This window comes from Oxalobacter paeniformigenes (genome assembly GCF_027158465.1).
Taxonomy (GTDB): domain Bacteria; phylum Pseudomonadota; class Gammaproteobacteria; order Burkholderiales; family Burkholderiaceae_D; genus Oxalobacter; species Oxalobacter paeniformigenes.
Window position 1 is genome coordinate 482,017 of the sequence record NZ_JAMKYL010000001.1, and the last position, 13,072, is coordinate 495,088.

Annotated in this window: 8 protein-coding genes; 3 read left to right on the forward strand and 5 right to left on the reverse strand. The window is 58.6% G+C overall.

Going from position 1 to position 13,072, the window contains the following annotated elements; all coding sequences use genetic code 11:
• Entirely contained in the window at positions 1-1,905 is a 1,905-nt protein-coding gene (locus NAI64_RS02185; RefSeq protein ID WP_269297341.1) for a heavy metal translocating P-type ATPase, read from the forward strand.
• An 879-nt stretch (positions 1,906-2,784) separates the two neighbouring features.
• Here the strand turns inward: NAI64_RS02185 and NAI64_RS02190 are convergent.
• The 4 genes from NAI64_RS02190 to NAI64_RS02205 form a co-directional block, all read right to left on the reverse strand.
• On the reverse strand, positions 2,785-3,684 hold the full coding sequence (locus NAI64_RS02190; RefSeq protein WP_269297343.1) for a tetratricopeptide repeat protein: 900 nt from the start codon (positions 3,682-3,684) through the stop codon (positions 2,785-2,787).
• A gap of 276 nt (positions 3,685-3,960) precedes the next feature.
• Positions 3,961-4,944: a DUF4405 domain-containing protein gene (locus tag NAI64_RS02195; RefSeq protein WP_269297345.1), complete on the reverse strand. Its 984-nt coding sequence runs from the start codon at positions 4,942-4,944 to the stop codon at positions 3,961-3,963.
• A 272-nt stretch (positions 4,945-5,216) separates the two neighbouring features.
• Complete coding sequence (locus tag NAI64_RS02200; protein ID WP_269297347.1) at positions 5,217-6,092, reverse strand: tetratricopeptide repeat protein; 876 nt, start codon at positions 6,090-6,092, stop codon at positions 5,217-5,219.
• A gap of 69 nt (positions 6,093-6,161) precedes the next feature.
• Positions 6,162-7,694, reverse strand: a complete 1,533-nt coding sequence (locus tag NAI64_RS02205; RefSeq protein WP_269297349.1) for a hypothetical protein — start codon at positions 7,692-7,694, stop codon at positions 6,162-6,164.
• A gap of 1,977 nt (positions 7,695-9,671) precedes the next feature.
• On the opposite strand from NAI64_RS02205, the gene NAI64_RS02210 reads away from it, so the two are divergent.
• Together NAI64_RS02210 and NAI64_RS02215 are read left to right on the forward strand one after the other, a co-directional pair.
• Positions 9,672-10,694 carry an autotransporter outer membrane beta-barrel domain-containing protein gene (locus tag NAI64_RS02210; RefSeq protein WP_269297350.1) on the forward strand — a complete coding sequence of 341 codons (1,023 nt, stop codon included), beginning with the start codon at positions 9,672-9,674 and terminating at the stop codon, positions 10,692-10,694.
• Positions 10,624-10,896, forward strand: coding sequence for an autotransporter domain-containing protein (locus NAI64_RS02215; protein WP_269297352.1), 273 nt, complete (start codon positions 10,624-10,626; stop codon positions 10,894-10,896). Before NAI64_RS02210 ends, NAI64_RS02215 begins: the two co-directional genes overlap by 71 nt.
• A gap of 298 nt (positions 10,897-11,194) precedes the next feature.
• On the opposite strand, the gene NAI64_RS02220 is transcribed toward NAI64_RS02215, so the two are convergent.
• Positions 11,195-12,382, reverse strand: a complete 1,188-nt coding sequence (locus tag NAI64_RS02220; RefSeq protein WP_269297353.1) for an iron-containing alcohol dehydrogenase — start codon at positions 12,380-12,382, stop codon at positions 11,195-11,197.
• Positions 12,383-13,072 lie beyond the last annotated feature (690 nt).

The following is a 13,072-nucleotide window of genomic DNA, read 5'->3' on the forward strand; positions in this document are numbered from 1 at the left end:
ATGGAAGCGTTGTTCCGGTTGTGTACGCGTCCGGCGATGACGGTGGCCGGCGGGGTATTGCTGGCGGCAAGTCTGGCGGCGATGCTGGCTGGATGGTCCTGGCCTCTCGATCCGGCATGGGGGACGGTGGCGGTTTGCGGGTTTCCGCTGGTGTATCTGGCGGTGGTGCGGCTGGTGCGTGACCGGCAGATTTCGTCTGCCTTGCTGATTTCGGTGGCGATGGCGGCTTCCATTGCGATCGGGGAGTTGTTCGCGGCCGGCGAGGTGGCGTTCATCATGGCGATCGGGGAATGGCTTGAGGACAGGACGGTGGAACGGGCGCAAAAGGGTTTGCGCCGCCTGTTCGATCTGGTGCCGGCTACGGCGCGGCGCGTGACGGACGGGGGGGAGTCGGTCGTCGCCGCCGATACGCTGAAGGTGGGGGATACGGTGCGCCTGTTGCCGGGTGAGGCGGTGCCTGCCGACGGGGTGATCGTCTCGGGCATGACGTCGCTGGATCAGTCGGTGATGACGGGCGAGTCGTTGCCGGTGGACAAGTCGGTGGGTGACGAGGTGTTTTGCGGGACGGTGAACCGGTTCGGGACGGTCGATATCCGGGTGACGAAGACGGGGGATGACGCTTCGTTGCGCAAGCTGATCCGGCTGGTCGAGGAAGCGCAGGAACGGCAGGCGCCGATGCAGCGGATCGTGGATCGCTGGGCGCAATGGCTGGTGCCTGCGGCGATGGTTATCGCGGTGGTGGCGTATCTGGTGACGTCCGATATCGTTCGCGCCGTGACGGTGCTGGTGGTGTTTTGTCCGTGCGCGCTGGTGCTGGCGACGCCGACTTCGATTATGGCGGCGGTCGGCCAGGCGGCGAAGAACGGGGTGATCGTCAAGTCGGGCGAGGCGCTGGAGCGGATGGGGCAGGTCGATCTGGTGGCGTTCGACAAGACGGGGACGCTGACGTCGGGGTTGTTGGCGGTGTCGGATGTTTTTCCGTGTTTGCCGGACTGGACGGAAAGGGATGTGCTGGCGCTGGCGGCTTCGGCGGAGGCGCGTTCGGAGCATCCGCTCGGTCAGGCGATCGTGGCGTGTGCGCGGCTGCGGGGTGTCACGATGGAGACGGTGTCGGATTTTGTAATGGAGCCGGGCCGGGGAATCCGGGGGCGTGTCGGGGATCGTGCGGTTTTGTGCGGTACGGCGGCGTTTGCGGAACAGTGCGGCATGATGGTTCCGGATGTGGCAGTTGCGGCGCTGGAAAGATTCCGGCGGCAGGGAAAGGCGGCGGTGCTGGTGATGGCGGACGGTCGGGCCGCCGGTGTGGTCGCGTTGTCGGATACGGTGCGTCCGCAGGCGCGTCAGGTTGTGGAAGCCTTGCGGCGGGATGGTATCGAAACGGTGTTGCTGACGGGGGATCATGCGCAGACGGCGGAATATGTCGCGCGGCAGGTCGGGGTGGATACGGTGTATGCGGAATTGCTGCCGGAGCGGAAAGCGGCGCAGGTGGATCGTTTCCGGCAGGACGGTCGGGTGGTGTGCATGGTCGGCGATGGGGTGAACGATGCGCTGGCGCTGGAAACGGCGGATGTCGGGGTGGCGATGGGAACGATGGGAAGCGATCTGGCGGTCGAGGCGGCGGATATCGCCCTGATGGGGGATGATCCCGGACGGATCGCGTATCTGAAACGCCTGTCGCGGGCGACGGTATCATCCATCCGGTTCAATATCACCTTGTCCATGGCGATCAATGCGGTGGCGATCGTTTTGTCGGTCATGGGGGTGCTGGGGCCGATTTCCGGGGCGCTGGTTCACAATGTCGGGTCGGTGCTGGTGGTGTTGAATGCCGCGCTGCTTTATGACCGCCGTTTCGATGACGGGGAACAGGCGGCGGGTGAGGCGTTGCCTGCGGCGGGCGGGCGTTGAGGTCTGCCGGATGGCGGATAGCCTTGTGTTTCCCGTTCTGACGGCGGTTTGCCGGGAATGATGCGCTTCATCACGAGGATGGTGCAAAAAGCGTGCAATATGACGGAAGATGGCGGGAGATGAAGGCGAAATGTTGCTTGCGATTCGTTCGTTCCGCTTCTTCCGGGGAATGGGGTTTATCCCCGTTTCCTGTGGACAAGTCTGTCGGCAAGCGTCATTTTTCCTTTGCAATCAGGGAAATACCGCATGTGCTGCACAAACGGGCAAAAAAGCATAGGGCATGATCGCGCCGGTACGAGGCACTTTTTCCGCCTTTCCGATCCGCCGGCGATCCGTGTCCCGTTTTCGGGTGTCAGCCATTCACGGAAAGGTACGGTCACCCGAATACTGCCGGAACAGCCTGTGATGAATGGTTCGGTCACGGTTTGCATACTTCCGTATCCCCGGTTTTTCCCGCCGTTTCGTCTGTCCGCGATGTTTTTCCTGTCCGTATTCTCTTGCATCCATGCAAAAAATGTCCGTTCGTTGCCGGAACGGGCGGTTTGGTGAAATGACGGTATCCGGCGGGGGGCAGACTGCGGTCAGGACTGGTGATTGACTGCGGGATTGCCGACGGCTTGTGTTCCGGATGGCGGTGCCTCTTTCCGCTTTTTTCCCGGATGGCTGCCGTTTCCGGTTGATGGTCGGCAGGTTTGTGCATGAAAGCATCCTGAGCTGGGGGCGGTATCGGCGGCGGTTTGTCCCCGGCAGAAAAAGCGTGTCCGGTAGGGGGGATGGGTGGCTGTCGTGCGACAGGGGGAAGGCGGCGGTTTTTCCGGCGGTCGGGATGTAAAAAAACGCCTGCATCGCAGGCGTTTTTCATTCGGACTGGATGATGGTTCAGTCGTCGAATTCGCCGGGTTTGGCGTGGTGGATGCGATAGAGGAGTTCCTGTGCATCGACGTCGCCGCGGATGGCGGATTTTTCAAGCCAGTAAACGGCTTTTTCCTTGTTTTTCTTGACGCCCTGGCCACGGTAGTACATGTTGCCCAGGAAGGTGGCGGCGTCAGGGTTGCCGGCTTCGGCGCCCTTGGTGAGCAGGGCTTCGGCTTTTGCGTAGTCCTGTTTGACGTATTTGCCCTGGATGTACATGATGCCGAGAACGGTTTGTGCCAGCGGCTCGTTCTGGTCGGCGGCCTTGGTCAGCAAGGCGATGGCTTTGGCCGGGTTTCTTTCTTCGCTGTTGTCCAGATAGATCAGGCCGAGGAAGGATTGGGCATCGCGTTCGCCGTTGGCGGATGCTTTTTCAAGCCATTTTTTCGCTTCGGGGAAGCTCTGTTCGACGCCCATGCCCTTGTAATACATGACGCCGACGAGGGTTTGTGCCGGCGGGTGATTCTGTTCGGCGGCTTTCAGGAACCATTGGGCGGCTTTTTCGTAGTCGGGTTCGACGCCCAGTCCTTCGCTGTATGCAATGCCCAGATAGGTCTGTGCGCGTGGATTGCCGGCTGCGGCGGCTTTTTCGAACCACGGGATGGTTTTGGCATAGTCTTTTTTGACGCCCAGTCCTTCGCGGTACATGTTGCCCAGATAGAGTTGGGCGGTGGTGTCGCCGCCTTCTGCCGCTTTTTGCAGGTAGGGCAGCGCGTCTTCGTAGCGCTTGACCTTGTATAGCGCGACGCCCTGGGCGGAATCTTCGGCTACGCCGGCGAATACCAGTCCGGCCGGTGCGATCAGAAGGACGAATATCAGCAGGGAAACATAGCGTTTCCATCCGCTTTGCCGTTTGTTTGCTTGCATGGATGGCCTCTGTATAAAGTGTGATGGGGGGTGCATCTTTAACTTGAAATGATAACAGTATGACAAGCGCTGGAAAAGCGTTTGCTGTGCAAAATGTGGCTTGCCACTTGCCGGCAGGTCTTGTACGGGATGTGGCCGGTACGTATGGGACATGCCGCCAGGGCATGCGGGTTGATGGCGTGCGGGGTGTTTTTGTCGCGGTGTCGCGGCAGGCCTTGGTGCCGGGACAGGCTGACGTGCAGTGTGTGAGCGGTGGTGGACAGGACGGCTGACCGTTCAGGATGTGGCCCGTTTTTCACGGATTTTCCGCAGGGCGACGTCGATGAACGCGGTGACGATGGCAATCGTCAGGGTGATGCTGGTGTATTGGCCAAGGGTCTTGAGGATGGTCGCCAGTCCGGGCTGGTCGCGTACCTTGCCTTTGTTGCCTTGTACGGCTCCCTGTCTTGCCCTGATTTGTGCGGTGTTGCCGTATCCGGCACCCTGTTCGCCGGTTTGCGCTGTGTTTTGTCCTGTGCCTTGTCCGCTGCCGTCGCGGGCGCGGATGCGTTGCTGTTGCCGGACGGGGCGTTCGGCGGCAGTTGCTTGCGGGGCGGCGGCGATGACGGTGGCGGGGGGTTGCGGCGGGGTGGCCGGTTTGGCGGGACGGGTGACGAAGGGCAGGGCGAGCCAGCCGAGGAAAGGACTGGTGGCGAAGCTGACGGCGCCGCCGGCCAGTGCAATGACGATGAAGGTGTTTTTCAGCAGGGTGCGTATGCCGCGCGGGATGTTCAGTACCGGTTTGACCAGTTGCAGTTCATGCAGGATGGAGCGCGCTTTTTCCGGTACGGCGAACCATTGGGCCAGCATGCTGGTGATGAAGTCGTAGTGCAGGCCGAGGTGGACGCCAACGAGGGCAAGCGCGACGGCCGCGCCGGTCTTGTGCATGATTTTCCAGACGGCAAGGTTGCTGTGAATGCCGAATACGACGCGGGAAAGGGCGATGCCGCTGATGGCGACGAGCAAAAAGGCGATGAATGCACCGAAGGAGATGGCGTAGCTCAGCAACGTGCGTGCGGGCAGTTTGCCGGATGAAATGCGCGCGGTGATGGCGCTGATCCATGTCCGGTTGATGATGAGGTGGACGGCGATGAAGGCGAACAGGACCAGTCCGGAGATTTCATGCCATGCCATGCTGATGGCGCGCTTGTTGTAGAGCAGGACGAGCGTGATGAGTATGACGAGGTCGAAAAACAGTCGGACGGCGGTTCGGGGATTCATGTTTTTTTCCGGAAACGGGTACGGTGCCTTGTCAGGGGCTTGTTCGTATATTTTAGCCTTGCGGTGTATCCCGCGAAAGGCGTTTTATCAAAATGTCACCGCAGTCCGGGTGACGGTACCGATGACGGATGGCGAGACCAGTGCGGGTATATCCGGTAACGATCGGTGATGGCGACAGGTCGGTGGAAAGTGTGCAGGCGGGTGTGCGGAATGTGTGGCAGCGCCGGTTGTGGAATGCGATGAACGGCGCGGGGCAGTCCGGTTCAGGATGGTCAATCAGTCAGAGAAGGCAGGGAGAAAGGCAAGGGCGGTTCGACGGAGCGGGAACCGGTTTTGCGCTGTTCGTCGATTGTTTGGTTGTAGCGGTTCCGCCAGTATTCGGCTTTTTCGGGGTCACGGTCGTAGCCGTACCGTCCGTAGGTATAAATTTTCACCATTTGTTGCATGGCGACGGGATAGCCGTTGTTGGCGGCCTGTTCGAACCAGTAGGCGGCACGGCGCTTGTCTTTCGGGACACCGTCGCCGACGAGATAGTTGACGGCGAGCAGGGCTTGCGCATGGGCATGACCGGCCATGGCGCCCATGATGTAGTACTGGACGGCGCGATTGTGGTCTATCGGGACACCCTCTCCCTTGTCGTAGAAAAGGCCGATGGATGCATAGGCGGTGATATCGCCGTGTTCGGCGGCCTTGCGGTAGTAGTGCAGGGCTTTTTGGTAATCCTTCGTGACGCCGCTGCCGGTGGCATAGTAATAGCCCAGATTATATGCTGCGTCGGCATGTCCCTGTTCGGCGGCTTTCATGAACCATTTTGCGGCTTCATGGTAATCCTGCGGGACGCCGCAACCATTATCGTACATAAGCCCCAGATTGAACTGTGCCTCAGCAAAATCGGCTTCAGCAGACCGTCGATACCAGCGGAGCGCTTCCTGAATGTCAACGGGAACGCCTTGTCCTTCATTGTGCATGTAGCCGATACGGTTCATCATTCCCGGATCGTTTCGGACGTCAGGTTGCATGTAGCAAGCCATGGCTTCGCGGTATCGGGCTTCGTCATAGAGGCGGTCGCATTTTTCCGCCTTGTCGGCCCAGACGGAAAGGGGCAGGATGCAGAGTGCAAGCCAGTACAGGGTTCTGGAAAAAGCCATGGGTATCAGGTCGTCGAACGGAACCGGTCTATTATGGACAGTCCGGTTCCGGCGGGTCAAGATCGTATTTTAGATAGATCGGTTTTTATTGCCTTTGTTTGAATGGATTTTTGTACGTTCTCTAATCACCTTTTGAACCCCCATATCCTGAAGCCAGTCGATAGCCGAATTGTTAAGAGTACCTTCCAGCCACGAACTGAATTCCTTTCCGTTCCTGATCGAAGGCGGGAAAGGCGTCGGGATTTTGGCGGCGGCGAGAAGCCCGAGCGGGATAGCATAAAGCGTCGCGGCCCGGTGATCGCCATGCCCCTGTTTGCCGATGACATCGGCATGGATACGGGAAGCAAGCCGTGCGGAAGAAACCCCGACAGTCGCGGCAAGACCGTTGATATGCCCGAACACCAGCTCGATGGGAACATTCACCAGACAATCCCCCAACTGCTGATAAAAATAAACCGTCAGATTCTCCTTGGTCTTCACAGGATCCCCCGCGACCCAGATCTCCGATGGAGAAAGAACACGCATATCCTTGAGTTCCCTGTCCAGACGTGCGATATCCGCCTCCATCTTGCGCAAGGCAACCGGGTCTCCACCGGTCAAATCATAAAGCCAGCTGCCGGACACATGAGCGAAAGAATAAAGCGAACGTTGTGCGGTCTTTGCAGCGTTTTCCACTCCCCCGGAAAACGCCCTGGACTGCCTATCGACCTTGTCCCGGTCATAAGAAAACCCCTCTCTCTCGAAAGTGTCCAGCATGGAATCCGCGACAGCCTCATGCTGCAAAGAAGAAAAACCCGCCTGTTCCAGCAACCCCATACTCTCATCGGCATGCCCGACAGGAGAACGCCCGTAACCATTCACGGCGGAATTCTGCCCGAGATTTTGGTGAGCCGCTTCACCTAAAGACCGGAAAAACTGAATTGCACTCTCATCGGCATGCCCGACAGGACGATCCCCATGCACCCGGCTCGACGCACCCAGAGCATTCCCGAACGTATCCAGCACATCATCCAGAAAAGACCCCTTCCCGGCACCCCGTGACACAGACACCGAAGCCCCATCATCAGGCAAGAGAACCTTTGCATCCGAACCCGACACACCGGACGAACCGGACGGCCGACCGGAAAAACGGTTTGCCGTTACGGAACGGGAAGCGGAGCCGGAAACCGGAAAAACCGGCTTGTCCGTATCGGAACCCGACGAACCCGAAAGCGCAAGCCAGTTCCCGAAAACAGAGCGGTTGGCCCGCTGCCGGAAAACCGGATTCGAACGGTACTGAATACCGAAAGATATATCACGCAAATCAGGAGAAAAAGAAGCGACACGATCCAGCCAGCGCTTCGCATACTGCCCGGCCTCAGGCTCCGGGAGCGGCTTCCCCATCAAATCCTTTGGTGGATCGCCCACGAAACGTGAAGCGAGAAGCCCGTCGATCTGGGAAGAAGACAACCATCGAAAAGGATCGGAAAGCGTCTTGCCGAAATCGGCACTGTCGGGACGATCGGTACCGAAAGGAAAAGATTCGCGCCGTGAAGACGAAGTTGAAGAAACAGGAAAAAAAGACTGGCCAGACCTTTTATCGGAACCATCCGAAAAATTCATAACCCCCCCATCGTAACCGGACAAACAAACCGGAACGGAAAAAAACAAGTTCCGAATGAATACATGAAAACGATGATAAGACCGGAAAAAGAAGACTTCGGACAATCGTGGCACTTTTGAGAACCGGAGCCAGACGGAAGCACAGTGGAAGTACGGTTGACGGAGCAAGATGCGGTTTGCCGGATGGATCGGGGTGCGGATGATGGCAAAGTCGGGAAACCGGACATACGGCAAGCGCGATGCGGGTGTGTGGGCGTGCAGGATGCAGGGGGGCGCTCGTTCGGCGTACCGGGATCGGGCGGTTTGTTTCGGATAACGGGGGCTGGCGGGAAAAATGGGGGAAAGGTGCGGGTTCGGTTCAGGGGACAGTGGTTTGTTCGTGGAATGTTGTGGAAAAGAAACAGGAGCATATCTTTTCATTTTGTATGTTAAGCTAAACGGAAATCAATTCAAGAATCAAATTAAAAATCAATCTGAAAATCAATCTCATTTGATGATTGTCATGGATGTCCGTCGTTTGGCCTTGTGGGGGCAAGCGATCGGGTGACGGGACATTCGTCGATAGTCGAGAGTTCAGCCGGACGGCGCGTGGTGTCGCTTGCCACGCTTGCAGTGAATTTTTTGCGTGAGGTGCGCTTTTTTACATGAAGGTCAAATAGATACCGGTTCGTTCATCTGAACAGGTTCTGTCTTTGTCCGGCATATTTTTCACAGAAATCTACATAGACAAGTTTGACGAACGGCATTCCGGAAAAGGGGATGAAGGAGTTCGTTTTTCTTGCAACGTGTTTTTAAACATGATGTGTATCGTCCGTGTCGGTATGGCGGGTGGCGTTGTACGTCATGCGATCGTTTCCGGGGTGTTTTGACCGCTGCTTTTGTGCATACCGGTCGTTTGGCTGATGGCCGAATGGTGTCCGGATGGGAGCCGGAATGCGGTAACGGTTTGTTTTTCAAGGTGGTTTGTTTTTTGTTTTACGGTATCAGGGATTGGAGATTTTATGTTTGACAAGGGTTTTCACTAGCGAGCGTGTGGTGGTCCTGTGATGAATGTCAGGCCTGACAAATGCATGAGGCGGTTTTTCGTACCGACGTTGTTGTGTATGGCGATGTTTCCGAAGCTGGTTTGCGCTTATGGGGAATATGTCGATACCGGGGTCAATTATGGCGGGCATGGCAATGTGCCCTGGAATGGGGATTATGGCAATGTCGATGTGCCGAGCGGCAATGACGTTTATGTGGGGAGCGAAGTCCCTCGGAATGCATACGGAGGCTATGCACAAAACGGTACGGTGGAGAACAACCGCTTGACGATTGTGGGTACCCATGTCGGTGAGGCATATGGTGCTTATGTTCGCATTCAGGGGGATGTGAGTCATAACCGGGTTTCGGTGTCCGGCGGCAGTTATGTGGGCGGATTCGTGATGGGTGGGCAGACCGACAATGGTAATGCCATCGACAATCATGTCGTGATGACCGGCAGTGAATCCATGTCGGCCCTTTTCGGCGGCTTCTCTTACAGTGATGGCGTCGTGCAGGGCAATAGTGTGACGATGGAGGACGGGATAGTCGGCAGGGAGGTGATGGGCGGTTATTCCTATCAGGGGAATGCGGTCGGCAACGTGGTGGTCATCCGTGGCGGCAGGGTGGATATGGATGTGATCGGTGGCGCTTCCGGTCATGGGAATGCCACGGATAATCAGGTCGTTATCGCAGGGGCGCCGGTTCTGATGGCTGATGTTTATGGCGGCTCTGTCGAAACCGCTTCGGCTGCTGCGATAAACAATACGGTGACGCTTGCCACGGATGCAGGTGCGCATCTTGAAAACCGCACGATTTATGGTGGCTTCCGTTATCTCCCTGGCAATCAGGGAACGGGTGATGTCGTATCCGGCAATAAATGTGGAGGCTGCGCATGTGGCGGTCAACAATATCGCGAATTTCGAGAAGGTCAATTTTCATTTGAACAATGCTGCCGTGACGGATATACCTGTACTGGAGCTGCTCGATACCGGCGGTACGCAGTTGCAGGGGGTGACAATCGATGCGTCCGGTACGATCGCGGGCGGAGGAGAGCAGCTGGCGAACGGGACGAGGATCGCGCTGGTCGGCAACGATAACGGGATTGTCGCCGATGCGACGCTTTCAGAGACGACGGGAACTTTGCGTCAGGGGGTTTCGCTGGATTACGGTTTCAGGCTGGAAAGCGATGGACAGCGTATCGATGCGGTGTTGAACCGGGTGCAGGTCAATCCGGGGACGGGGGTTTTCCAGAAAGGCAGAGGGGCGACGCTCGGTTTTCTGAATGAGGGGATGGATTTTGCGAGAATGACCGGTATCGCCAACGCGATGGAGTTATCGGAATCGGGCAAGCTGGGGATTTATGGCGCCATTGGCGGAAGCGATATGCGGCAGAAGCTGGACAAGGGCGGCGATGCGGATGTGTCGGGTACGCATCTGATGCTGGGGGTCGCCGGCAAGCTGAATCCCGATCGTGAATACGATGTGCTGGGTTCGTTGTATGCAGAGGCTGGCTGGGGCAACATCGGAAGCGACAATGCTTATGCAAGGGGTCATGGCGATACCCGATATTACGGGGTCGGCGTGATCGGACGGTATCAGCGAAACGAGGGGCCGTTCAAGGGGGTCTATGGTGAGGCCAATGCGAAAATCGGCCGTGCCAGCACCGATTTCAAGAGCAGTTTGTCCGCGGCGGACGGTCAACGTGCCGGGTATGACGAGGCGTCCACGTATTATGGCGCCGGTGTGGGTGCGGGTTATCTGATCGGGCTGGCGTCAGCGTATGAGCTGGATGTGTCGGCCCGTTACCAGTGGTTGCGCCTGAAGGGTTACGATACCGGTATCGCGGGCGATCCGTACCGGTTCGACGATATCGACAGTCATCGCACCCGACTGGGTGTACGGCTGAATGGGTGCACGGCTGAATTATACGGCGGACAAACAGTTCACGCCGTATGCGGGGCTGGCGTGGGAGCATGAGTTCAGCGGTACGTCCCGGGGCAGCGTGTATGGTTATTCGCTGGAAGAAAACAGTCTGAAGGGCGATACGGGAATCGGCGAGATCGGTGTGCGTTTCCAGCCGAAGGCAGCGGGTCCCTTGATGGTCGATGCCCGTGTTCAGGGGTATGTCGGCCAGCGCGAGGGGGTCGCCGGGCGTCTTGTCCTCAATTATCTGTTTTGATGTGAAGTGATCCGGGCTTCGTTTTTGGTTGTTTTTTTGCTTTTTACCGGGTGATGTATTGCCGCCTGTGCGGCTTTGTAACCGTCTGCCTGAAGGTGGACGGTTTTTTTGTGGGCGCATGAAATGTGCCTGCTGATAGGTGGGGAAAGGCAGGATGCCGTGTGGCGGGTATGAAAATTGTCCGTTGTTTCCGGCAAAGGGGAAGGGGGGCTTGTGCGGCGGGCGGCCGGGGGCTGACGGTTTGTGGATGAACGGATGGACAAGGGGGACGGGCGCCGTCATGGCGCCCGGTATGCGGCTATGGCGCGGTTGTCTGCCGGCAGGCGAGGCGGTAGATGTTTTCGCAGTCGTTGCGGTCGAGTTTGACGAAGGCGCCGAGGGTGTTGTGTCCGAGGTGGAGTTTGTCGATGAGAGTGGGGATGTCTTCTTCCCGTGCGCGGATGTCGGCGAAGCTGGTCGGCATGCCGATCTGGCGCAGGAAGGCGCGGAAGGCGTCGATGCCGGCGCGGGCTGTGGTTTCGGGGTGGGCGAAGTTCATGTCGCATCCCCAGACACGGACGGCGAATTGTGCGAAGCGTGCGATGTCGTGCTGCATGACGTATTCCATCCAGGCGGGCAGGATGACGGCAAGGCCCGCGCCGTGTGCGCAGTCGTACAGGCCTGAGAGTTCGTGTTCGAGGGCGTGGCTTGCCCAGTCCTGTTCGCGTCCGACGCCGCAGATGTCGTTGTGGGCGATGGCGCCGGCCCACATGAGGTTGGCGCGGGCGTCGTAGTTGCCGGGGTCTTTGAGGACGCGCGGGACTTCGGTGCGGATGGTGAGCATGACGGCTTCGCACAGGCGGTCGGTGAGTTCGACGCCGGTGGTGTTGGTGAAGTAGCGTTCGATGACGTGCGCCATCATGTCGGTCGCACCGGATGCGGTCTGGTAGGGCGGGACGGTGATGGTGAGTTCAGGGTTCATGACGGCGAATACGGGGCGGATGCGTTCGCTGGAGTAGTGCCGTTTGAGCATGCCGTCTTCACGGGTGATGACGGTGACGGGGGAGACTTCGCTGCCGGCCGCGGCGATGGTGAGGACGGATGCGACGGGCAGGACGGTTGTGGGGATGGCTTTGCCGTCGAAGAAGTCCCAGAAGTCGCCTGTGTAGGCCGCGCCGAGTGCGATGGCTTTGGCCGAGTCGATGACGCTGCCGCCGCCGACGGCGAGGATGAAGTCGATGTTTTCCTTGCGGCACAGTTCGATGCCGTTGCGGACGTGTCCGCTTCGCGGGTTTGGCAGGACGCCGCCGAGCGGGAAGGTGGCAAGGCCTGCGCGTTCCAGCGAGCGGGTGACGCGGTAGATGAGGCCGGATTTGACGGCGGATGTACCGCCGTAGTGGATGAGGACGCGTGTGCCGCCCCGCCGCCGGATGCGGTCGCCGACGTGGTTTTCTTCGCCACGGCCGAAGTGGATGCGGGTGGGATGGCTGAAGGTGAAGTTTTCCATGGTGTTCGTCTCCTTTTGCCTGTGATGTTACCGGTGTCGGTCCGGTTTTTGAAGGGGCGGTGGCTTGCGGCGGGGTGTGGTGCGGGTGATTGTGGCGGGACGGGATGGCGGCGGGGGGATAAAAAACGCCCGCATCGGTGGGTGCAGGGATGTGCGGGCGTTTCGTCAATCAGGGAAGGGCATGGAGGGATTATGGCAAGGCGGTTTGGTGTTGGCGGGATTTTTTACGGTTCGTTACAGACGATACATTTGATACATTTTCGTGGGGCTGCGCGGTTCGTTTGCCGGACGGATGTTTTGTCGCGGGCCGGGTGTGCGGGTGACGGGATGGCGGGATGGAAATGTTGTCGTGGGGGTTGTGCAAGTCGTTGCCGTGCAGGGGGACATGCCGTTACGGGGGTGTCGCCGGTGCGGTTATGTTGTGTTTGGGGGGGTGTCCGGTTGTGCCGGTTCGGTGTGCCGGCAGGTTTGCGCGGGACGGGGGTATAAAAAAAACGCCCGTATCGGCAGGTGCCGGTGCTTGCGGGCGTTTGATGATTAAGGAGAGTGTATCGCCATGGTGCCGTATTGCCGGCTAATGCGCTGTTTTTATTACGGTTTGTTACAGACGATACATTCGGTATATTTTCGTGGCGGTTCCTGAAAACGGGGGGCGGGACGGCGGGAAAACGTGGCGTCAGGGGGCGGTGC